Origin of the sequence: Kitasatospora sp. NPDC028055 (assembly GCF_040637885.1) — a bacterium.
In the GTDB taxonomy this organism is placed as follows: domain Bacteria; phylum Actinomycetota; class Actinomycetes; order Streptomycetales; family Streptomycetaceae; genus Kitasatospora.
Genome location: NZ_JBEZXE010000020.1, coordinates 80,189 through 102,899 on the forward strand (window position 1 = coordinate 80,189; position 22,711 = coordinate 102,899).

17 protein-coding genes are annotated in these 22,711 nt (G+C 74.5%); 6 read left to right on the plus strand and 11 right to left on the minus strand.

All coding sequences use genetic code 11. The features are described 5' to 3' along the window. Position 1 precedes the first annotated feature (1 nt). Both AB0F71_RS21085 and AB0F71_RS21090 read left to right on the plus strand, forming a co-directional pair. On the plus strand, positions 2-3,151 hold the full coding sequence (locus AB0F71_RS21085; RefSeq protein WP_360236530.1) for a type I polyketide synthase: 3,150 nt from the start codon (positions 2-4) through the stop codon (positions 3,149-3,151). Between the two features lie 115 nt (positions 3,152-3,266). After that, positions 3,267-4,310 (plus strand): LLM class flavin-dependent oxidoreductase, encoded by a 1,044-nt coding sequence (locus tag AB0F71_RS21090; RefSeq protein WP_360236534.1) that lies wholly within the window; start codon positions 3,267-3,269, stop codon positions 4,308-4,310. Positions 4,311-4,407: 97 nt separating this feature from the next. On the opposite strand, the gene AB0F71_RS21095 is transcribed toward AB0F71_RS21090, so the two are convergent. The 7 genes from AB0F71_RS21095 to AB0F71_RS21125 form a co-directional block, all read right to left on the minus strand. Further along, positions 4,408-5,430, minus strand: coding sequence for an LLM class flavin-dependent oxidoreductase (locus AB0F71_RS21095; RefSeq protein ID WP_360236537.1), 1,023 nt, complete (start codon positions 5,428-5,430; stop codon positions 4,408-4,410). Positions 5,431-5,497: 67 nt separating this feature from the next. Then, the gene (locus tag AB0F71_RS21100; protein ID WP_360236540.1) at positions 5,498-6,661 is read right to left on the minus strand and encodes an NtaA/DmoA family FMN-dependent monooxygenase; all 1,164 of its coding nucleotides are present in this window, start codon (positions 6,659-6,661) and stop codon (positions 5,498-5,500) included. Beyond that, a complete protein-coding gene (locus tag AB0F71_RS21105) occupies positions 6,658-8,343 on the minus strand; it encodes an ABC transporter ATP-binding protein (protein ID WP_360236543.1) in 1,686 nt (561 codons plus the stop codon). The genes AB0F71_RS21100 and AB0F71_RS21105 overlap by 4 nt, the downstream gene beginning before the upstream one ends. Further along, complete coding sequence (locus AB0F71_RS21110; protein WP_360236546.1) at positions 8,340-9,158, minus strand: ABC transporter permease; 819 nt, start codon at positions 9,156-9,158, stop codon at positions 8,340-8,342. Before AB0F71_RS21110 ends, AB0F71_RS21105 begins: the two co-directional genes overlap by 4 nt. Positions 9,159-9,170: 12 nt before the next feature. Continuing rightward, entirely contained in the window at positions 9,171-10,097 is a 927-nt protein-coding gene (locus AB0F71_RS21115) for an ABC transporter permease (protein ID WP_360236549.1), read from the minus strand. Beyond that, positions 10,094-11,821, minus strand: coding sequence for an ABC transporter substrate-binding protein (locus tag AB0F71_RS21120; protein ID WP_360236552.1), 1,728 nt, complete (start codon positions 11,819-11,821; stop codon positions 10,094-10,096). Before AB0F71_RS21120 ends, AB0F71_RS21115 begins: the two co-directional genes overlap by 4 nt. An 85-nt stretch (positions 11,822-11,906) precedes the next feature. Then, positions 11,907-12,041, minus strand: a complete 135-nt coding sequence (locus AB0F71_RS21125) for a hypothetical protein (RefSeq protein ID WP_360236555.1) — start codon at positions 12,039-12,041, stop codon at positions 11,907-11,909. Between the two features lie 251 nt (positions 12,042-12,292). Here AB0F71_RS21125 and AB0F71_RS21130 point away from each other — a divergent pair, with 251 nt between their 5' ends. The 4 genes from AB0F71_RS21130 to AB0F71_RS21145 all read left to right on the plus strand — a co-directional run bounded on the left by AB0F71_RS21130 (position 12,293) and on the right by AB0F71_RS21145 (position 17,618). Further along, positions 12,293-12,955, plus strand: a complete 663-nt coding sequence (locus AB0F71_RS21130; protein ID WP_360236558.1) for a TetR/AcrR family transcriptional regulator C-terminal domain-containing protein — start codon at positions 12,293-12,295, stop codon at positions 12,953-12,955. 135 nt (positions 12,956-13,090) lie between these two features. Beyond that, positions 13,091-13,765, plus strand: a complete 675-nt coding sequence (locus tag AB0F71_RS21135) for a cutinase family protein (RefSeq protein WP_360236561.1) — start codon at positions 13,091-13,093, stop codon at positions 13,763-13,765. A 192-nt stretch (positions 13,766-13,957) separates the two neighbouring features. Then, entirely contained in the window at positions 13,958-16,429 is a 2,472-nt protein-coding gene (locus AB0F71_RS21140) for a penicillin acylase family protein (protein WP_360236564.1), read from the plus strand. Positions 16,430-16,505: 76 nt separating this feature from the next. Further along, positions 16,506-17,618 carry an alpha/beta hydrolase-fold protein gene (locus AB0F71_RS21145; protein WP_360236567.1) on the plus strand — a complete coding sequence of 371 codons (1,113 nt, stop codon included), beginning with the start codon at positions 16,506-16,508 and terminating at the stop codon, positions 17,616-17,618. Positions 17,619-17,667: 49 nt separating this feature from the next. On the opposite strand, the gene AB0F71_RS21150 is transcribed toward AB0F71_RS21145, so the two are convergent. The 4 genes from AB0F71_RS21150 to AB0F71_RS21165 all read right to left on the minus strand — a co-directional run bounded on the left by AB0F71_RS21150 (position 17,668) and on the right by AB0F71_RS21165 (position 22,701). Next, positions 17,668-18,723, minus strand: a complete 1,056-nt coding sequence (locus AB0F71_RS21150; RefSeq protein WP_360236570.1) for a BTAD domain-containing putative transcriptional regulator — start codon at positions 18,721-18,723, stop codon at positions 17,668-17,670. A gap of 148 nt (positions 18,724-18,871) precedes the next feature. After that, entirely contained in the window at positions 18,872-20,236 is a 1,365-nt protein-coding gene (locus AB0F71_RS21155) for a serine/threonine-protein kinase (protein WP_360236573.1), read from the minus strand. A gap of 14 nt (positions 20,237-20,250) precedes the next feature. Then, complete coding sequence (locus tag AB0F71_RS21160; protein ID WP_360236576.1) at positions 20,251-21,024, minus strand: serine/threonine protein kinase; 774 nt, start codon at positions 21,022-21,024, stop codon at positions 20,251-20,253. 207 nt (positions 21,025-21,231) lie between these two features. Then, positions 21,232-22,701 carry a hypothetical protein gene (locus tag AB0F71_RS21165; protein WP_360236579.1) on the minus strand — a complete coding sequence of 490 codons (1,470 nt, stop codon included), beginning with the start codon at positions 22,699-22,701 and terminating at the stop codon, positions 21,232-21,234. Between the last annotated feature and the right edge of the window lie 10 nt (positions 22,702-22,711).

Here is a 22,711-nt window from a genome sequence, read left to right on the forward strand (position 1 = left end):
GATGCCCGGGACGACCGAACCCACCGCCACCCCCGGCGGCACCGAGGAACGGCTGCGAGACTACCTGCGCCGCGCGACCGCCGACCTGCGCCAGGCCAGGCGCCGGATCGAGGCCCTGGAGGAGCGCGCGCACGAGCCGATCGCGATCGTCGGCATGGCCTGCCGGCTGCCCGGCGGCGTGCGCACCCCCGAGGACCTGTGGCGGCTCCTCGCCGAGGGCCGGGACGCGGTCGGCGACTTCCCCGCCGACCGCGGCTGGGACCTCGACGTGCTGTTCGACGAGGACCCGGCCACCCCCGGCACCTCCTACGCCCGCCAGGGCGGCTTCCTGGACGGCGCCGGCGAGTTCGACGCCGCCTTCTTCGGCCTCGGCCCGCGCGAGGCGCTCGCCATGGACCCCCAGCAGCGGCTGCTGCTGGAGACCGCCTGGCGGACCTTCGAGTCCGCCGCCCTCGACCCGGCCGCCCTGCGCGGCAGCCGGACCGGCGTGTACGTCGGCATGATCGGCCAGGACTACGCCCCGCGCCCGCACGAGGTGGCCGGCGAGCTCGACGGCCACTTCATGACCGGCAACGCCGGCTCCGTGGCCTCCGGCCGGCTCGCCTACCACTTCGGCCTGCACGGACCGGCCCTGACCGTCGACACCGCCTGCTCCTCCTCGCTGGTCGCGCTGCACCTGGCCGCCCGCTCGCTGCGCTCGCGCGAGAGCGACCTCGCCCTGGCCGGCGGCGCCTGCGTGCTGGCCCACCCGAGGGTGTTCCTGGAGTTCAGCCGCCAGCGCGGACTGGCCCCGGACGGGCGGTGCAAGGCCTTCGCGGCGGGCGCCGACGGCACCGGGCTCGCCGAGGGCGTCGGCCTGCTGCTCCTGGAGCGCCTCTCCGACGCCCGCGCCAACGGCCACCGGGTGCTGGCCGTGCTGCGCGGTTCGGCCGTCAACCAGGACGGCCCCAGCAACGGGCTCACCGCCCCCAGCGGACCGGCCCAGGAGGCCGTCATCCGGGAGGCGCTGGCCGACGCCCGGCTCACCCCCGACCAGGTCGACGCGGTCGAGGCGCACGGCACCGGCACCACGCTCGGCGACCCGATCGAGGCCCGCGCCCTGCTCGCGGTGTACGGCCGCGTCGAGCGCGAACGCCCGCTGCGGCTGGGCTCGTTGAAGTCCAACATCGGGCACACCCAGGCCGCCGCCGGTGCCGCCGGGGTGATCAAGCTGATCCTCTCCCTGCGGCACGGGACCCTGCCCGCGAGCCTCCACCTGGACGCGCCCACCCCGCACGTCGACTGGACGGAGGGCGCCGTCGAACTGCTCGCCGAGGCCGCGCCCTGGCCGCGCGGGGAGCGCCCGCGCCGGGCCGCCGTGTCCTCCTTCGGGATCAGCGGCACCAACGCCCACCTGGTCCTGGAGGAGGCCCCGGAACCGCCGCCCGCCGAACCGGGTGCCGGCCCCGCCGACCGGCCCTGGCTGCTCACCGCCCGCACCCCCGAGGCGCTGCGCGACCACGCGCTGGCGCTGGCCGCGCACGCCGAGGCCGGCGCGGCGGACCGCGCCGGGGACACCGCCCACTGGCTCGGCCACGGCCGGGCGCGGTTCCCGCACCGGGCCGCCGTGCTGACCGACCGCCCGGCGGAGATCGCCCCGGCCCTGCGCGCCCTGGCGGCCGGCCGTACCCACCCCGCCCTGGTGCGCGGCACCGCCGTCGCCGCCCCCAGGGCCGCCTGGACCTTCACCGGCCAGGGCTCCCAGCAGCCCGGCATGGGGCGTGAACTGCACGCCGAGCACCAGGAGTTCGCCAAGGCCCTGGACGAGGTGTGCGACGCCCTCGACCCCCACCTGGACCGCCCGCTGCGGGACGTGATGTTCGCCGAGCCGGGCTCCGCCGACGCCGCACTGCTGGACCGCACCCGCTACACCCAGCCGGCCCTGTTCGCCCACCAGACCGCGCTGGCCCGGCTGCTCGGCACCCGGCTGCCCCCGCCGGTCGCGGTGCTCGGCCACTCGATCGGCGAACTGTCCGCCGCCCACCTGGCCGGGGTGTTCGGCCTGGAGTCGGCGGCCGCGCTGGTCGCCGCCCGGGCCCGGTTGATGGACGAACTGCCAGTCGGCGTGGGCGCGATGCTCTCCGTCCAGGCCCCCGAGGAGCGCCTCACCGCACTGCTCGCACCGTACGGGGAGGCGCTCGGCCTGGCCGCCGTCAACGGTCCGGCCTCCACCGTGGTCTCCGGCGACGCCGAGGCGATCGCCCGGCTCGACCGCGAGCTCACCGGCCTCGGCCTGCGCACCCGCCGGCTGCGGGTCTCGCACGCCTTCCACTCCGCCCAGCTGGACCCGGTGCTGGAGCGCTTCCACGCCGAGGCGCAGCGGATCGGCTACCGCGCCCCGAGCCTGCCGGTGATCAGCAACGTCACCGGCGAGACCGCCGACCCCGAGCGGATCGCCGGCCCCCGGTACTGGACCGAGCAGATCCGTGCCACCGTCCGCTTCGAGCAGGGCGTGCGCACCCTGCGCGAGCACCACGGCGTCACCGCCTACCTGGAACTCGGCCCGCACAGCACGCTCGCCGCGCTGACCGCCGCGATCCACCCGGAGGCCGTCCAACTGGCCGTGCAACTGCGCGAACGGCCCCAGTCGAGGGCGCTCGCCGCCGCGCTGGCCGGGGCCGAGGTGCACGGGCTGCCGGTCGGCGAGCCGACCGGGCCGGCGCCCGCCGCCGACCCCGACACCGTGCCCGGCCATCCCTTCGCCCCGGTGGTCCACTGGCTGGCCACCCCCGGTCCGTCCGGCGCCGGCCCCGCACCCGCGCCGCTGCCCGGGGCCACCACCGCGGAGCGGGCGCCCGCCGAGGACCCGGCCGCCCTGCTGCGGCGCTGGACGGACGCCGGGCCCCGGCACCGCACCGCCGTGCTGCTCGCCCTGGTCACGGAACAGGCCGCCGAGGTCCTCGGCTACGCCGACCCGGCGCGGATCGGCGAGCGGGAGCGCTTCCAGGACCTCGGCTTCTCCTCCTTCACCGTCCTGGACCTGCGCAACCGGCTCGCCGACGCCACCGGGCTCACCCTGCCGCCGGTGGTCGCCTTCGACCACCCCACGCCGGCCGAGCTGGCCGCGCACCTCGACCGCCTGCTGGCCGAGTCCGTCCTGCCCGCCGCCTGACGCACCGCCGCCTGACGCACCGCCGTCTGACGCACCCACCGCCCGAGGCACCACGCCCGTCCAGCCCCCTCCGTCCACCCCTCCGCCGAACCTCCCAGAGGAGCGAACCCCGGTCATGCGCGTCGGAATCACCTACCTCAGCATCTCCCCGTCGGTCGACCGGTCCTCCGCCCGGCAGAAGTACCTGGACTTCGCCCGGCAGGTCGAATGGGCCAACGACCGGGGCTTCTCCGGCATCTGGATCACCGAGCACCACTTCTCCGGCTACAGCCTCAGCTCCTCCCCGCTGCTGCTGCTCGGCCAGGCCGCCGCGCTCGCCCCCGACCTGCGGATCGGCACCGGCATCCTGGTGCTGCCGCTGTGGGACCCGGTCCGCCTGGTCGCCGACGTCAACACCCTGGACCAGCTCTCCGGCGGCCGCCTGGACCTCGGCATCGGCCGCGGCTACCAGCCGCACGAGTTCCTCGGCTTCGGCCGCGACCTCGACCGGAGCCGGGCGGCCTTCGAGGAGTCCGCCGACCTGGTGCTGCGGCTGCTCACCGAGACCGAGGTCACCCACAAGGGCGAGTTCCACCGGATCGACGCCCCGGTGACCGTCCTGCCGCCCGCCCACCAGACCCCGCACCCGCCGGTGTGGGCCGCCGCGGTGTCGCCGGAGTCCACCCGCTTCGCCGTCCGGCGCGGCTTCCACCTGCTCGGCCTGGCCCTGTCGACCCCGGCCGAACTCGCCGCCCAGTGGCAGGCGGTGAATGCCCTGGCGGCCGAGGAGGGGGTCGCGGCCCAGGGCCTGGAGTACGCCGTCAACCGCTTCGTCCACGTCGGCACCGACCCGGCCGGGCGCCGGGCCGCCGCCCGCGAGGTCGCCCGGCAGATCCAGACCTCCCGGGCCCTGGCCGAGGGCGCCTACCCGACCGGCGGCCGGCCGCCGGTCCCGGTCGCCGTCGACCCGGCCGACGAGGAGCTCGCCTACCAGCGGCTGCTGGCCGGCTCGCCCGAGCAGATCGTCGAGCAGATCGCGGAACTCGCCGCCGCCGGGGTCACCCGGGTCAACGCCGCCTTCGAGTACGGCACCCTGCCCGCCGACACGGCCTTCGCCGCGCTGCGCACCTTCGCCGCCGAGGTGCTGCCCGCGCTGCGGGAGCTGCCCGTACGGCTCTGAACCCCCCACCCAACAACCCCCCCACAGTCCCCACAGCCCCCATACGCCGCAGGGGTGGGACACCGGCCGGTGTCCCACCCCTGCGCACCTCCGGTGGTCAGGAGGACAGGCCCGCGAGCTCGGCCAGCCGGGTGTAGGACTCCCGGCGGTCCGCCGGGTCGTAGGTGTTCGCCACCACCATCACCTCGTCCGCGCCCGACTCGGCCACGAAGGCCTTCAACTTCGCCGCCACCGTGTCCGGCCCGCCGACCACCTCCGAGCGCAGGTCGTTCAGCGGCGGGGTGCGCTGCGCGGCCTGCTCGGCCGGGGACGGCCGGTGGCTCAGCGCCTCCTCGACGGAGAGCAGCGGCGCGGACCGGCCCACCGCGTGCTGGGCCAGCGCGAGCCGCCACGGGGTGGCCAGTTCCTCGGCGTGCCGGTCGTCCCGGCCCACCACCACGGTCAGGGTCAGGACGGCCCACGGCCGCGCGCCCTCGCGGGCCGGCCGGAACTGCTCCCGGTAGCGGCGCAGCGCGGTGAAGGCGTTGGCCGGGTCCTGGTAGGCCGCCAGGTACGCGTAGCCCAGGCCGAGCCGGGCCGCGGTGCCCGCCGAGGCGGGGCTGCCGCCGAGCAGGAAGACCTCGGGCAGCGGGGCGTCGGTCGGTACGGCCCGGACCGCGGCGAGCTCGTGGCCGTCCGGCAGGGCGGTGTGCCCGCCGAAGGCCAGCAGCTGGGCCAGCTGGCCGTTGAACACGTCCGGGGCGAGCGAGGAGCGCTGCAGCAGGGCGGCGGTCGGCCCGTGCCCGGTGCCGGTGGAGCGGCCGATGCCGAGGTCTATCCGGCCCGGGTGCAGCGCCTCCAGGGTGCGGAACTGCTCGGCGACGTGCAGCGGCGAGTGGTTGGGCAGCAGCATCCCGCCGGCGCCGATCCGCAGCCGGGTGGTGCGGGCGGCCAGGTGGGCGATGACGATCTCGGGTGCGGAGATGCCCACCGCCGCCTCGGCGTGGTGCTCGGCGACCCAGTACCGGCGGTAGCCCAGGGCCTCGACGTGCCGGGCGAGTCGGACGGCCTCGTCGAGCAGTTCGGAGCTGCCGGTGCCGGCCCGCCGGGGGCCCTGGTCGAGGACGGAGAACGCGGTCATGCCTGTTTCCTCAGGAGTCGGCCCCCGGCGCGCCGGGGGCGGGTGGACCGGGTCGGGGCGGCGGTGGTCACACGCCGGCCGGGGCCGGGGAGGGGTACGGGTGCGGCAGTCCGTAGTGCTCGCGCAGCGTGGTTCCCCGGTAGGAGGAGCGGTAGACGCCGCGCTTCTGCAGGATCGGCACCACCAGTTCGACGAAGGCGGGCAGGCCGTCGGCGAACACGTCCGGCATCAGCGTGAAGCCGTCCGCGGCGCCCGAGGCGAACCACTCCTCGGCGACGTCGGCGACCTGCTCGGGCGTGCCGATCGCCTCGATGTGCGCCCCGCGCCAGGGGGCGTGGCCGGCCAGCTCGTCCAGCCGGCGCAGCCGGGCCAGCGCCTCGCGGCGGCTGTCGGCGACGGTGGTCATCAGCCCGGGCAGGATCTTGACCGACCGGGGGTCGCGGCCGTGCCGTTCGGCCCGGGCCCGGACGTCGGCGGCGTAGGCGTGCGCGACGTCCGGGGTCTTGGCCCCGGAGAACACCACGTCGGCCGTTCGCCCGGCCAGTTCGCGCCCCGGCTCCGAGGCGCCCGCCTGCACCACCAGCGGGTGGCCCTGGGCGGAGGGCGGCAGCGGCAGCGGCCCGTGGACGCTGAAGTGCTCCCCCTGGTGGGATATCGGCCGCAGCCGCTCCGGGTCGGTGAACCGCCCGGTGCGCACGTCCGCGACCAGCGCCTCCGGCTCCCAACTGCGCCACAGCGCCTTGACGATGTCGACGAACTCCTCGGCGCGCGCGTACCGGTCGGTGCGCGGCGCCAGCCCGCTGCCGCCGAAGTTGGCCGCCACCTGCGGGATGTAGGTGGTGACGGCGTTCCAGCCGGCCCGCCCGCCGCTGAGCACGTCCAGCGACTTGAACCGGCGGGCGATGTTGTACGGCTCGTTGGAGGTGGTGGAGGCGGTGGCGATCAGTCCGATCCGGGAGGTGGCGGCGGCGATCGCGGTGAGCAGCAGGGTCGGCTCGTGGTAGTACGCGCCGTGCGGGCTGGTCCGGATGTCGGCGAAGACCCCGGGGGTGTCGGAGAGGAAGACCGCGTCCATCACCCCGCGTTCGGCGAGCCGGGCGGCGGCCACCCAGGTCTCCACCCGGGCGAAGCCGTACGGGTCGGAGCCGGGTTCGCGCCAGGCGGCGGGGTGCACGCCCATGGCGCCGCCGACCATGTGCAGGTTGAGGTGGAGCTCGCGTTGGGTGCTCATCGGACCTTCCCGGGGTTCGGACCGTCCAGGTGGGGGACGGCGTCCAGCAGTTGACGGGTGTAGGGGTGGCGCGGCGCGGTCAGGACCTCGGCGATGTCACCGGACTCGACGACCTCGCCGTCCTTCATCACCAGCACCTCGTCGGCGACGTGGCGCACCACGCCGAGGTCGTGCGAGACGAACACGTAGGCCACGCCGAGTTCGGCCCGCAGCTCGGCCAGCAGGTCGAGGACCTGGGCCTGGACCGAGACGTCCAGCGCCGCCACCGGCTCGTCGAGCACGACGATCCGCGGGCGCGGTGCCAGCGCCCGGGCGATCGCGACCCGTTGGCGCTGCCCGCCGGACAGCTCGCGCGGACGGCGGTGCAGCAGTTCCGGGCCCAGCCCGACCTGGGCCATCAGCTCGGCGACCCGGCCCGCCCGGGCCCGCCGGGGCACCCCGGTGGCGGCCAGCGGCTCGGCGATGATCCGGGCGACGGGGTAGCGCGGGTCGAAGCTGCTGAGCGGGTCCTGGTGGACGACCTGGATCCGCCGGTGCAGGGCGCGCCGGCGGGCGCCGCGCAGGCCCTGCCAGGACTGCCCGTCCACCTCGACGCTCCCGGTGTCCGGCGCGGCCAGGCCCAGCAGCAGGCGCCCGGTGGTGCTCTTGCCGGAGCCGGACTCGCCGACGATGCCGAGCGTGCGGCCCTCCCGCAGGGTCAGCGAGACGTCCCGGACGGCGGCCAGCGGGGCGTGTCCGGGGACGGCGAAGGACTTGCCGAGGCCCTCGGCGCGCAGCACCACCCGCTCCCCGGTGCGCGGCCGGGGCAGTGCGCTCCCCGCCCGCGGCCCGGACAGCCGGGTGCCGCGCGCCCGCGGCCGGGGCACGGCCGCGAGCAGCTGCCGGGTGTACGGGTGCCGGGGCTCGGCCAGCACCTCGGCGGTGGGGCCCTGTTCGACCACCTCGCCGTCCTTCATCACCAGCACCCGGTCGGCCACCCGCGCCACCACCGCCAGGTCGTGGCTGATCAGCAGCAGTGCCCGGCCGGCCCGGCGCCGCTCGGCGAGCAGCTCCAGGATCTGCGCCTGGACGGTGACGTCCAGGGCGGTGGTGGGCTCGTCGGCGATCAGCAGCGCCGGGTCGGCGGCGAGCGCGGAGGCGATCAGGGCGCGCTGGCGCAGGCCGCCGGACAGCTGGTGCGGGAACTGCCGGGCCCGCAGCCCCGGTTCGGGCACCCCGGCCTCGGCGAGCAGCGTCAGGACGCGCGCGGGCACCTCGGCGCGGGGCACGGTGCGGTGGGCGTGCAGCGCCTCGGCGATCTCGTCGCCGACCCGGCGCAGCGGGTCGAGCGAGACCAGCGCGTCCTGGAGCACGAAGCCGATCCGGCGCCCGCGCAGCGGCCGCCACCGGCGGTCGCTCAGCGCGCCCGCGTCGTGCCCGTCGATCCGGAACAGCTCGGCGGTGGTGCGCGCCCCCGGCCCGGCCAGTCCGACCAGGGTGCGCGCGGTGACGCTCTTGCCGGAGCCGGACTCGCCGACCAGGGCGACGCTCTCGCCGGCGCCGACGGTCAGCGACAGGCCGCGCACGGCGGTGACCGGGCCGCGCGGGCCGGGGAAGGAGACGTGCAGGCCGCGCACCTCGACCACCGGTGGCGCGGGCTCGGTCCGCGGGTCCGCCGTCCCGGGCCGGGTCTCGGTGCTCATCGCGCCACCCGCCCCTCGGCCCGGTCCTGGAGCCACTGGCCGACGGCGGAGACGGCCAGCACGGTGAGGGTGATCGCCGCGCCCGGGAAGACCGCCGTCCACCAGGCGACCTGCACGTAGTCGCCGCTGCCGGCCAGCATCGCGCCCCACTCGGCGGTGGGCGGCTGCGGGCCCAGCCCGAGGAAGCTGAGCGCGGAGCCGGTGACGATCATGCCGCCGACGCCGACGGTGGCCAGCGCCACCAGCGGCCCGACGGCGTTCGGCACGACGTGCCGCAGGACCACCTGGAGCCGGGACCAGCCGAGCACGGTGGCCGCCTCGACGTAGCCGGTGCCGCGCACCCGCAGCACCTCGGCGCGCACCAGCCGGGCGTACCCGGGCAGGGTGACCAGGGCGAGCCCGGCCACCAGGTTCCCGGTGCCGGTGCCCAGCACCGCGACCACCAGCAGCACCAGCAGCACGCCGGGGATGGACAGCAGGACGTCCAGCAGCCGGCCGGCGATCCGGTCGACGGTCCGGCCCCCCTGGGCGGCCAGCACGCCCACCAGGGTGCCGGCCGCCAGCGCCAGGGCGGAGGCGGCCAGCCCGATCAGCAGCGAGGGCCGGGCGCCGTGCACGACCCGGGAGTAGACGTCCCGTCCGTTCTCGTCGGTGCCCATCCAGTGCGCGGACCCGGGCGGTAGCAGGGTGTCGGCGGGGTTGGCGGCGTCCGGCCCGGTCCCGCTGAACAGGCCCGGCGCGAGCGCGGCCAGCAGCAGGAGGACGCAGACCGCGAGCCCCAGCGCGACGCCGGGGCGGATGCGGGGGATGACCACGGGGTTTCCTCCTCAGCTCTCGCTGGTGCGCAGCCGCGGGTCGACCAGCCGGTAGGACAGGTCGACGGCGGTGTTGACGACGGTGTAGACCAGCCCGGCGACCAGCACGATGCCGATGACCAGCGGCAGGTCCTTGTTGCGGACGGCGGTGACGGCGAGCGTGCCCAGCCCCTGCCGGGAGAAGACCGACTCGATCACCACCGCGCCGCCGATCAGCGAGCCGGTCAGCCAGCCGACCAGGGTGGTGACCGGCAGCAGGCCGTGCCGCAGCGCGTGCCGCAGCCGGACGGCCGCCTCGCCGACGCCCCGGGCGCGGGCGGTGGTGACGAAGGGTTCGTCCAGGGTCCGTTCCAGGCCGCGGCGCAGCACCCGGGTGATCACGGCGGCCGGCCCGGCGGCCAGCGCCAGGGCGGGCAGCACGAGCCCGTCCAGCCCCGGTGCGCCGAGCGCGGGGAACCACCGCAGCCGGAAGGAGAACAGGGCGAGCAGCAGGGTGCCGAGCCAGAACGCCGGCACGGCCACGCCCAGGCCCTCCAGCAGCGCGACCGGGGTGCGCACCCAGCGCGGGCGTCCGGCCGTCAGCAGGGCCGCCGGGACGGCCAGCGCGACGGTCACCAGCACGGTGGCGCCCAGCAGTTGGAGGGTCGGGCCGAGCTGCTGGCCGATCGCGGTGCGCACCGGCAGGTGCAGCACGTAGGAGTCGCCGAGGTCGCCGCGCAGCACATGGCCGAGGAAGGTCAGGTACTGCACCGGCAGCGGCCGGTCGAGGCCGTACTCCCGGGTGATCTCCTCGCGCAGCCCGTCGCTGGTGCCGCGCAGGCCGGTGAGCAGGTCGACCGGGTCGCCGGAGGTGAGGTGCAGGGCGAGGAAGGCGACCGTCACCGCACCCCAGAGCACCAGGACGGCGCTGCCGAGCCGGCGCAGCGCGCCGCCGATCACCGGGCGAGCCAGGCGTCGGCGAAGTTCGGGAAGCTCTGCTGCTCGAAGACGACGCCCCGCACCCGGGCGGAGGCGCCCAGCACGTAGGCGTTGCTGAACACCGGCAGGATCGCCGCGTCCTCGGTGACCTTCTGCTGGACGGCGGCGTAGAGGGTCTTCTGCCGCTGCACGTCGGTGGTCGCGAGCGCCTCGGCGAGCTGGGCGTCGACCTGGTCGTCGCGGTAGCGGGCGGCGTTGTTGTCGATCTTGGCGGTGGGGATGTGGGCGCTGCCGAAGACCAGCCGCAGCGCGTCCGGGGAGGCGTTGTTGGCGCTGCTGTTGAGCAGGTCGTAGTCCCCGGCCAGGACGCGCTTGACGTAGCTGCCGGTGTCCAGGTTCTGGTTGCGGATCTCGATCCCGAGGTCCTTGGCAGCGGCCTGGATCTGGGTGGCCAGGGCGGTGTACTGGCTGAAGTACTCGCCGATGTACAGGAAGTCCAGGCTCAGCCGCTTCCCGTCCCGGGTGCGGTAGCCCTCGCCGTCGCGCGCCGTCCAGCCGGCCTCGTCCAGCAGCTTCCCGGCGGCCGCCGCGTCGTACCGGTACCTGTCGGCGACGCCCGCCGCGTACTGCGGGGTGGACGGGGAGAGCGGTCCGGTGGCGGCCGGGAAGACGCCGAAGTAGAGCTTCTGGACGATCAGGTGCCAGTCGATGCCGTTGCGCAGCGCCCGGCGCAGCCGGACGTCGGCGAGCGGGCCCTTCTCGGTGTTGGGGTTCAGGCTCCACGGCACGCCGGGGGAGACGGCGCTCTGCACGGTGAACTTCGGGTCGGCCTTGAGCTTGGCGACGTTGACCGGGGCGATCGCGGCGGCGGCGTCGGCCTGACCACTGGTCAGCGCGCCCTGGCGGGAAGAGCTGTCGGGAACGATCCGTACGGTGAGCCGGTCCAGGTGGGCGGGGCCCCGGTTGGCGGCGCCCTCGGGGGCCCAGGCGTAGTCGGCGCGGCGCTGGTAGGTGATGCCCTGCTGGGGGGTGAAGCCCTCGGCGCTGGTGAAGGGGCCGGTGCCGACGATCTTCGAGCAGAGCGCCTTGGGGTCGCCGGCCAGGGTGGCGGGCGACTCGATGCCGAGGCTGGGGGAGGCCAGGCCGGTGAGGAAGGAGGAGGCGGGCGCGGCGAGGGTGACCTCCACGGTCTGCGGGTCGACCACCCGGGCCGAGCGGTAGTTCTCGATCAGCTGGGCGGCCCCGGCGGACTTGGTGGCGGGGGCGACCACGTGGTCCAGGTTGGCCTTCACCGCGGCGGCGTCGAAGGCGGTGCCGTCGCTGAACGTGACGCCGGTGCGCAGGGTGAAGGTGTAGGTCTTCTGGTCCTCGGAGATCTTCCAGGACTTCGCCAGCCAGGGCTGGACGGTGCCGCTGTCGTCCTGCCACACCAGGGAGTCCAGCGCGGCCCGGGAGAACAGGGCGTCCGCCTGGCCCTGGTGGGGGTCGAGGCAGGTCGGGCCGTAGGGGACGGCGAGGGTGAGGGTGCCGCCGGCCACCGGCTTGTCACCGGAGGCGGCGTCGGCGCCGCCCGGCGTGGTCGCGGAGCCGGCGCAGGCGGCGGTCAGCGGGAGCAGGGTGAGGGCGGCGACGAGGCCGAGTCTGGAGCGGAACCCCCTGCTGTGTACGGCGGTTCGGCGGCGGGGCGGGCGAGCCGTGGTCCTACTGGAAATGGTGGGGTCGAGGGTGTCGGGGTGCGGTCGCATGGCGGGGCTTCTCTCCGAGGCGCGGACGGCGGCGGGGCCGCCGGGGACGGGTCGGGGTCGCCGCGAGGGCCGTCGCGTCGGCCGGTCAGGGGCTGCCGGATCGCGCGGGGGCACAACGCGGCCGGGTACAGAGCGCGCTGTCGGTACGGGAGAGGTCGATCGCCCGACGGGTGGCGGCGAGCAGCGGGCGCATGCCCGGCAGGCCACGCGTGGCGGACACCCCGTACTCCTAGGAGACCGGCTCCGGAACCGGAGCGCCGATGAATGGTCAGTTCTCGCCCAGGGACTGGCGCGAAACGATTCCCACTGACCCGGGTAGTTAATCAGACTGAACTGGGTTGTTCAATTGCCATCCGTTCCACCGGATGCAGATCCCGGCCCAGCAAGGCACTTGGTGCGCAGCCTCCCCTGAAACTGAACTCGCGAGTTCAGATCGGATTTAGCAATGGACCGTGCGCTACTGTGAGGAACGTGAACGAACGTGAACTCCCGGGTACGGGCCGTGGCCGGATCGACAAGCGCAGCGCCATCCTGGACGCAGCGGTCAAGGTGTTCACGCGCGAGGGCTACGCGCAGGCGGGCATCGACGCCATCGCCGCGGCGGCCGGAGTGGCCAAACCGACGCTCTACAACCACTTCGGGGACAAGGAGAACCTCTTCCGGGTGGTGATGCGGGACGGCGCCGAACGCACTGCCAACCGCATCGTCGCCGCCCTCGCCAGCCTCCCCGACGACGGACAGGACCTCGCGGCCGAACTGGAACGGGTGGCCCACCGGGTGGTCGAGTGCCAGCTCAGCGACGAGGGCTGGGCCCTGCAACGGCTGCTCTACGCCGAGGCCTCCCGGCTGCCCGACCTCTACGACCAGGTCGTGGCCCGCGGCTCCCAGCCGGTCCAGGACGTCCTGGCCGGCCGCCTCTCCAGTCTGGCCAACCGCGGCCACCTGGACCTCGACGACCCGGCCGTGGCGGCGGCCCAGTTCATCGCCCTGGTCTCCGGCAACCTCCCCGGCCTCTCCGCCCTCGGTACCCGGCCCGTCGCCCCCGCCGACCTCGCCACCGCCGTCCGCACCGGCGTCGACACCTTCCTGCGCGCCTTCGGCACCCCGCGCCGCCGCCCGGCCCGCCGCCCCTGACCAGCGGCGGCGTCCCCCGGACGATCGGCTTCATCGGTCTGTCATCGCCCACTGCGATGGTCCTCCGGTGACCTGGGCCCACCGCGCACCGCAACCGCGCGGGCGGGTGGGCCGACCTCGTGGGGAGGAACGCACATGCAAGCACGACGGATCGCGGCCGCGGCCGCCGGACTCCTGATGACGGTGGGCCTGACGGCGGCCCAAGGCGCCACGGCGCAGGGGGCGACCACGCGCGTGGCCGCCCCCTGCGAGGGCACCTACACGATTGTCGTCGGGGGCACCGGCAGCTCCTGGAACAACGACGGCTTCTACGGCAACATCCAGCAGCATGTCGGCTACCCGACCCAGATTCCCAACGGCGCGAGCACCCGGGCGGGCGTCAACGAGCTGAACCGGCTGGTCCGCGACCAGCGGGCGGCCTGTCCCGACCAGCACGTCAAGATGGCCGGGTACTCGCTGGGCGCCGGCGTGGTGCACGTCTGGGTGACCGAGAACTGGCAGACCTTCGGCAACGTCAACGCCATCCTGGTCGCCGACCCCAAGCGCCAGGGCCCGCCCGGGGCCAACGGCGGGGCCGTGCCGTTCGGCGGCATCATCGGCGCCCCGCTGGCGGGGGCCGACCGGTTCTTCGGCAACGTGCCGGTCAAGACGATCTGCCACTGGGACTACGTCTGCGACGAGTCCGCCGGCATCTGGACCTACCCGAACAACCACGTCAAGAACTACCCCGAAGACTTCAACATGGACCACCACAACGACGGCGCCAACGAGCAGTGGTACAACGGCGCCTGGTACCCGGCGAGCTGGTAGCCGCCCCGCACATCGCCGGGCCCGCAACCGGCTCCCTCACCACCTGTCAGTGACCGGGCACCGCCCGGCCACCGGCAGGTGGTGAGCCGTCTGCGGGGGTGGCGGGGTTCTCCGTCATCGGTCTGTCATCGCCCCTCCCTAGCGTGGCCGCGTACGGACAAAACCCTCGGATGACAGGGAAGGGACGGCCCGATGGCGCGGAGGGGACTCACAGCGAGGCTACCGGTGGTGGTCTTGGCCGCAGCGGCACTGATGGGCACGACGGTGGCCGCCGGACCACCGGCCGGCGGCTCGGCCACCGCCGGGGCACCGGACAAACCGACGATCCGCTACACCGAGTACGGCATCCCGCACATCATCGCCGCCGACCTGGCGGGCCTGGGGGAGGGCTACGGCTACGCCGCCGCCAAGGACAACATCTGCACCCTGGCCGACACCTACCTGATGGTCAACGCCCAGCGCTCCCGCTACCTGGGCCCGAACGGCAAGGCCAGCCCCGGCCAGAACCAGAACAGCACCACCAACCTCAACAGCGACCTCTACTTCCAGCGGATCAACGACAACCGGGTGGTGGAGGGGCTGATCGACCAGCCCGCGCCCAAGGGCCCGGAGCCGGAGGTCAAGGAGGCCATCCGCGGCTACGTCCGGGGCTACAACCGGTACCTGGCCGAGACCGGCGTCGGCAACATCTCCGACCCGGCCTGCCGCGGCGCCGCCTGGGTGCGGCCGATCACCGAGCTGGACGTCTACCGGCACGCCCACGCCGAGATCATCATGGGCAGCGCCGACCCGCTGGTGGACGGCGAGGTCAACGCCGCACCCCCGGGCGCGTCGGTCGCCGCCCAGCCGGCCACTGTGGCTCCCCAGCCCTCCCCCGAGGAGACCGGCAACCGGATCCGCGAGGCGATGGCCGCCGCCCGGCAGCAGGGCAGCATGGGCAGCAACGCCCTGGCGGTGGGCGCCCAGGGGGTGTCCGGAGGCACCAGCATGCTGCTGGCCAACCCGCACTTCCCCTGGCAGGGCAAGAACCGGATGTGGCAGGCCCAACTGACCATCCCGGGCCGCTTCAACGTCTCCGGGGCCAGCCTGCTCGGCCTGCCCGCCGTGAACATCGGGCACAACGACGACGTCGCCTGGAGCCACACCGTCGCCACCGTCGCCCCGTTCGGCCTCTTCGACGTCCAGGTGGACCCGCTGCACCCCACCAACTACCTGGTGGACGGCGTCTGGACGCCGATGACCTCGCAGCAGGTCGGGGTCGACGTGCTGAACCCGGACGGCTCCGTCGGCCGGGTCACCCGGACGCTGTGGGCCACCCGCTACGGCCCGATCACCACCTCGGTCATGGGCCAGCCGCTGCCCTGGATCGTCAGCGCCCACGCGGTGCGGGACGCCAACATGGACAACCTGCGGGCGCTGAACACCTGGTTCCACCTCGACCAGGCCAAGGACGTCAACGAGGTGGTGAACGCCCTGGAGACCACCGAGGGCGTCCCCTTCTTCAACACCGTCGCCTCGGACCGCAAGGGCAACGCCCTCTACGCGGACATCCAGGCCACCCCGAACATCACCGACGACCACGCGCGGTCCTGCCTCACCCTGACCGGCCAGATCCTGTTCAACCAGTCGCTGCGGCTGCCCAACGTGCCGCCGGTCTCGATCTTCGACGGCAAACGCAGCGAGTGCGACTGGCCGAACGACCCGAACGCCGTCGCGCCGGGGCTGATGGACCCGCACAAGCAACCGCGGCTGATCCGCTCCGACTTCGTGGGCAACGCCAACGACAGCGCCTGGCTGGCCAACCCCGAGCAGCCGCTGTCCTTCCCCCGGGTGATGGGCGACACCGCGGCGCCCCGGTCGCTGCGCACCCAGGAGCTGATTCTGACCGCGCAGAACCGGATCAACGGCACCGACGGCCTGCCGGGCCGGGGCTTCACCCCGGAGACCATGCGGCAACTGCTGTTCGCCGACAACAGCAGGGCGGCCGACCTGGCCCTCAACGCCACGGTGAGCGCCTGCCAGGGCGCGCCGTTCGGGCTCGTGCTGGTGGACGGCAACCTGGTCAACATCAGTGAGGCGTGTCCGATCCTGGCCGCCTGGAACCACAAGTTCACCCCGGACAGCCGGGGTTCCTGGCTGTTTGAGAACGTCTGGTTCCTCCTGGGCGGCGGGCAGGCGATCGAGAAGCTGCCCTGGCGGGTGCCCTTCGACCCCAAGGACCCGGTGCACACGCCCAATTCGCTGGACGCCGGCAACGACGTCGTCCGCAACTCGGTCGCCCGGGCCGTGCTCTCCCTGCGCAACGCCGGCATCCCGCTGGACGCGCGGCTCTCGGACGTCCAGAAGGTCACCCGCAACGGCGAGCAGATCCCGGTCCCCGGTGCGATCCACGAAACGGGGGTGCTGAACGTGGTCACGCCCGGCTCGGTCGACGGCAAGTTCGACATCACCTTCGGCTCCAGCTTCATCCAGGAGACCCGGTTCACCGCCGACGGGCCGCCGCAGGCCGCCTCGGTGCTGGCCTACTCCCAGTCCGCCAACCCGAACTCGCCGCACTACGCGGACCAGACCAAGCTGTTCTCGACCGGCCAGTGGGTGCCGGAGCGCTACACCGAGGAGCAGATCGCGGCCTCACCGGCCCTGGAGGTCAAGGTCCTTGACTGAGTCCGCTCAGCGCACGACGACGCACACGACGTCACCAACGACGCCACCCACGACGACACCCACGAGGGGGAGCACCATGACGAGGACACCGCACCGCCGGCGAAGGCTGGCGGCCCTGCTGGCCGCCGTCGTCGGCATCCTCGGGACGGCCACCACGGCGGCTCCGGCCGCTCCGGCCGCTTCGGCCCAGGCCGCCGCCGTCGGCACCGGGGTACCGCCGCGGATGACGGACGGGTACGGCCTGACCCAGGTCGACCAGAGCGTGGGCAGCCCCACGAACTTCTACCTCACCGTCACCACGCCCGAGGTCACCGGCAAGCACCACATCAAGATCATCCTGCCGAGCGGCTACTACGACGACCCGACCCGGCGCTACCCGGTGCTGTACTTCCTGCACGGCTCGCCCGACGACCCGATCCAGCAGAACTACCCGGCACTGACCACGTCCAACGCGATGATCACCGTCATCCCGGACGGCGGCGCCCGCGGCTGGTACGCGAACTGGCTCAACCAGAACACCCAGCTCGGCGCCCAGAACTGGGAGAACTTCCACCTCAACCAGGTGATCCCGTTCATCGACGCGAACCTGCGGACCGTCGCCACCAAGAAGGGCCGGGCCGTCGCCGGGGTCTCCATGGGCGGGTTCGGCGCCCTCCACTACGCCCAGGACCGCCCCGACCTGTTCAACCAGACCGCGTCCCTGTCCGGGGACATCGACCTGTCGGCCGACTCCATGGACCTCCGGGTGGCCGTCGTCGCGTCCCTCATCGACGCGCAGGGCGCCATTTGCGGCTCGGCCTCCGGGTCCTGCGGTGACCCGAACAACGACCCCTACAAGCCGGGCGTGGACAGCGACGCCCTGTTCGGGTCCCCCTACCCGGTGTTCAACGCGGACTGGCGGTGGAACGCGGCCGACCCCTCCCAGCACATGGACCGGCTCGCCGGCGTCGGCGTCTCCATCTACGTCGGCAACGGACACGGCTCGGCCACCGACCTGGAGTTCTGGCTCGAAGGCGCGTCCAAGCACGTCAAGGAGCACATGGACGCCCTCGGCATGCCCTACTACTACGTCGACTACGGCGACGGCTCCGCCTGGGGGAGCCAGTGCAACGGCGGCCACAACGCCTACTGCTGGGAACAGGACCTCCGGGACCTGATCCCCCGGCTGGAACGGGCCTTCGCCTCCTGAGTCCGGTCGGGCCCGGCCGGGTAGCCCCGGCCGGGCCCGACCGGTGGCCTCAGGCCCCGCGCAGGATCAGCCGCTGCGTCCGCCGCAGCACCGGGCTCGGCGGAACCCCCAGCTCGTCCGCGAGCCGGCGGCGGGTGCGGTCGAACACGGCCAGCGCGTCGGCCTGCCGACCGCCACGGAACAGCGCGCCCATCAGCATCGCCGCCACCGGCTCGTTCAGCGGGTGCTCCGTGGACAGCGCCATCAGCTCCGTGATCGCCCCGGTGTACTGCCCCAGCCGGAGCCGCCACTCCGAGCGCCGCTGGGCGAGGGTGATCCTGCGCTCGGTCAGCCGCAGCCGCTCCAGTTCGGCGAGCGGGCCCGGCAGCCCGGCCAGCGGCTCCCCGCCGAACAGGTCCAGCGCCCGGGAGCAGAGCCGGACCGCCTCGGGCAGGTCACCCGCCCGGTGCGCCGTCCCGGCGGCGGTGACCAGCTCCTCCATCCGGGCCAGGTCCACCTCGGTCGCCGCGGCGACCAGGCGGTAGCCGTACCGGTCGCGCTCGATCACCGAGGCCGGACAGTCCCCGCGGCGCAGGGCCTTGCGCAGCCGGTACACGTGCACCGGCACCACGTTGGTGACCGGCGGCTCCGACCCCCACACGCCGTCCAGCAGCTCCTGCTGGCTGACGGTCCGTCCCCGGTGCAGCGCGAGTGCCGCCAGTACGGCCTGCTGACGCAGGTGCCCCAGGTCCAGGTCCCTCCCGTCGTGCTGCGCCCGGAGCGGCCCGAGCACCGAGATCCGCACCTTCGGAGCGCCCGTCGCGGCCCCGGCGCCGCGTGGCCCCGGCCCGGGCACCCGCCCCGACGTGGGCACCAGTGTTCGGGGGCCGCAGCCGGGCGCGACCAGCCCGCAGTCGAAGGCGTGCACGATGGCGGCGGCCCGGTCGCGCAGCCCGAGCTTCCCGAGGACCCGCGCCAGGACTCCGGCCACCACCTCCTCGGGGACGGCGAGGTCGGCCGCGATCTCGTCGTCTCTCAGGCCGCAGCCGACCGCCCGGAGCACCGCGCGCTCCTGGTCCCCGAGTTCGGCGGTGCTCGGCCGGGTGGTGGTGGCGGTCGTCGACATCGCTGCTCCCTGCACTCCGCGCCGGCCGGTCCGGTCGGCGCCGTCGACAAGGTAGTGGCGGGCCTGCCGGGCCCGGAATCCGGAACGATCCGGAGTGGCGCGCCGGACGGCCCCGGTACGCCGGGACGGCCCCGGCGCGCCGTGGTGCTCAGGGGCAGTCGAGGAGGGTCGGGCGGTCCTTGGTCCGGACGGCCGGGAGCCAGGCGGTGGCGGTGTCGGGGAGGTGGACCCGGTACCAGAGGGTGGAGGCGCGGTCCTCCTCGTCCACGATCGGCAGGCCGGTGGCGAGCTGGCAGTCGGCGTCGAGGGTGTCGCCGTGCCAGACGCGGGTGGGGACGACGTTGCCGGCCGTGTACGGGCGCAGCGGGTCGACGGCCAGGCCGAGGCTGCACCCGGGGTCGCGGTCGGCGCGGTCCTGGCAGCTGCGCTCGGCGTTGAAGACCCGGATCCGGCCGGGGTGCCCGGGCGGCTCGGAGCGCGGCCAGAGCGCCGCGGCGGAACCGGCCGCCGTCGCGGCGGCGACCAGCGCGAGCAGGGCCGCGCGCAGCCGCGGGCGGCGGCCCCGGCGCGGCCGGCGGCCGGACCGGTGGTCACGGATCCGGGCCAGCAGGCTCTCCGCGGTGTGCGGGGCGCGGGCGGCGTGGGTCGGGGCGAGGCAGTCGGCGGCCAGCTCGCGCCAGAACGGCGGGACGTCGGAGGCCAGGCGCAGCGCGGCGCGGCCCTCGGCGTACTGCTGGGCGGCGGCGCTGCGCGCGGTCGGGGTGGCGCCGGGGAAGGGCGGGACGCCCGCGGCGAACACCTCGTGGATCACGATGCCGAGCGCCCAGATGTCCGCGGTGGTACGGATCTTGACACCCTGCTCGCCGAGCGGCTCCTTCCACCGCTCCGGCGGGAGGTAGTCGGGGGTGCCCATCGGGGCGCAGTGGCCGTGGGTGCCGGTGAGCTCGATGGCGAGGCCGAAGTCGGAGAGGCGGACCTCGCCGTCCCGGCCGATCAGGACGTTCTCGGGCTTGAGGTCGGTGTGCACCCAGCCGGAGCGGTGCAGGTGGGCCAGGCCCTCGCAGATGCCGGCCACGATCCGGCCGCCCCGGTCCTCGTCGACGCCGCCGGCGAGCAGTTCGCGCAGAGTGCACTGCGCGCGCTCCATGACCAGGACGATCGCGCCGTCCAGTGCGGGGTGCTCGGGGGCGGTCAGGGTGAGGGTGTCGAGCAGCGGGACCAGCCGCGGGTGCGGCGCGGTCCGGGCCAACTCGACCTCGCGCCGGGCGGCCTCGGCGACGCTGCGGGCCTGCCGGGGCGCGAGCCCGGCGGTCGGCAGCACCTTGAGCGCGACGCTGCCGTCCGCGTCGGTGACCGCAGCTGTGTCCGTGACCTCGTTCGTTCCGCTCCGGCGCGCGGCGTAGACGGTCGCCCAGCCGCCCTCGCCGATGAGCCCCGTCACGGTCCACCCGCCGACCCGGTGACCGGGTGGCAGCAGGTCCTCGCCGTCCCCGCAGAAGGCCGGATCGTGCATGCTCGCTGCCCTCCCTACCGTTCCCGACCGTCCGGGCCCGGCGCCTCGGGGCGCGGCAGCAGCGCGAGGTGCTCCTCGCGGACGATGCCGAACTTCAACGCCAGCCCGACGACGGCCTCGCGCTTGCCGCTGCGGCGGTCCGGGCGCGCCGCGCCGTCGGGCAGCTCGACGCGGAGCTTCTCGTCGGCGAGGTAGTCGAGGTGGGAGCTGACCGCGCGCGCCGTGAGCCGGCCGCAGGCTGGGTGGCTGCGCAGCCGCGCGACCACCTGGGGGGTGGTGGGCACGGCGGCGGGGGAGAGGTCGCGCAGCCACGGCTCGCAGAGCGCGACCAGCACCAGGAAGTAGGTGGCCGTCTCGTCCAGCGAGTACGCCGTCATGGTGCGGCTCTCCCAGGAGCCGCCGCGGGCGTGCGGGTCGAGGTAGACGTGGTCGGGCGCGAACACCTGGAAGGACAGCGGGGTTTCACGCCGCGAGGGCAGCACCACCCGGGAGAACTCGAAGGGGATCGGCGCGCCGATCCGCCGCGGCGGCACCCGCAGGTACTCACCGGCGCCCTCCGGGTTCTCCACCAGGTAGGCGTGGGTGTTGCTGAGGTTGCTCAACTGCCAGTGGTCGTCGGTCGCGTGGATCTCCCCGGCCAGCCGGGAGACCGTCTCGTCGCCGAGCCGGAGCTCCACCGGCGTACCGACCGAGCCCCGCCCGAAACGCGCCCGCTCCCCCGGCCCGAGCCGCAGGGTCACCGCCTCGTCGCCGTTCCCCTCCGGCAGGTGGACGAGAATCCCACTCACCGTTCCCCCGTCCCGCACACTGCTGTCCCGTACCGCACACCGACCGTTGCCCTGACGGACGGAACGTTACCTCCTTGAGCATGACAATAAACAGAATGGTGGTGCAGGCCACGTGACGGCGAGGTTGGGGCGTTCGGTGAGCGGGACGGTCGGCGCGGACCGGCAGGCCGTTCCTGCCGATCCGCGGTCGGGGGAGAGCCGGTGGTGTCAGCCCACGGCGGGGCCGGCGGTGGTGTTCAGCCAGGCCCAGTCGGACCAGGTGGAGAAGCCGGTCTGCCACTTGTGGTAGACGCCGGCGCTGCTGGCGCCGAAGACCTCGATCCGGCCGTCGGCGTTGGCGGCGGCGAAGATCTCGGTGCCGCCGCCGCCGAAGCCGTCCCACTGGCCGTAGGGCGCGTTCACGCCGGTCTGCCAGATGTGCTGTGCGGTGCTGCCGTTGATGGCGAACGCCTCCACCCGGCCGTCCGGGGAGCGCTCACTGGTGATCCGGGAGTCGGCCGGTCCACCGGCGGCCTCCCAGCCGGACCAGGTGGTGGGGTTGGTCTGGTACTTGTGGAAGACGCCGGTCGGGCCGGAAGCGAGGACTTCGAGGCGTCCGTCCTCGTTGTGGTCGACGGTGAGGGCGCGTCCGCCGCCGCCGAAGTTCTCCCAGGTTGACCAGCCGCCGCTGGGGGTGGTCTGCCACTGGTGCTGGAAGGTGCTGCTGTTGAGCGCGAACACCTCCAGCCGTCCGTCGGGGGCCTTGCCGAGCCGGACTTCGCTGTCGGCCGGTCCGCCGCCCGCCGACTCCCAGTCCGACCAGCCGCTGTTGGGTGCCGTCTGGTACTTGTGGAAGAGGCCCACCGGGCCGGAGGCGAAGACCTCCAGTCGCCCGTCCTGGTTGGCGCCGACGGCGAGGTCGTGGCCGCCGCCCCCGAAGGCCTCCCAGTTCGACCAGGCGCCGGACGGGGCGAGCTGGTAACGGTGCTGGAGGGTGCTGCCGTTGAGGGCGAACATCTCCAACCGGCCGTCCGCGTTCGGTCCGATCGCCAACTCGGCGCCGCCGGGGCCGCCCAGGGACTCCCAGGCCGACCAGGCACCGTTCACCGACGTCTGCCAGGCGTGCGAGACACCGTTGGCCCCGGCCGCGAAGACCTCCAGCCGGCCGTCCGCCCCGCGCGCCGACACCACCTTTCCGGACTTCGCCGGGTACACCAACGGCGCCGGCCCCGGGTCGTGGTGGCCGAGCCGGTCCGCGGCGGCCTGCGCCGCACCCAGGTAGCGCTCGTGCGCGCGCTGGTTGTAGGTCGACCAGGGCTGCCAGTTGGTACCGCCGTTGGAGATGCGGTAGGCCGCGTCGGCGTTGCACTGGGCGTCGAAGGCGCAGGCGTCGCTGACCTCGGGGTGCCAGTAGTCGTTGATCTCCCACAGGCCGCGGTCGCGGGACGGCGGGGTGTTGTTCTGGACGTTGGACGCCGAGGGGTTGCAGCTGGACTCGGCCATGCCGACGGCGATCGCGGTCACCAGGGCGTCGCCCCGGAAGCCCGCGTTGTAGCCGACCTCGGCGCACAGGTCGATGCCGGTGGCGGCGGGCGCGGGCGTGGCGCCCGCCGTCAGGCCCGCCGCCACACCCAGGGCGGCGACCGCGGACAGCAGGACGCGGTGGGGCGCCCGTCGGGCGCGTGGTGTGCTGGTCACGTGAGGTCTC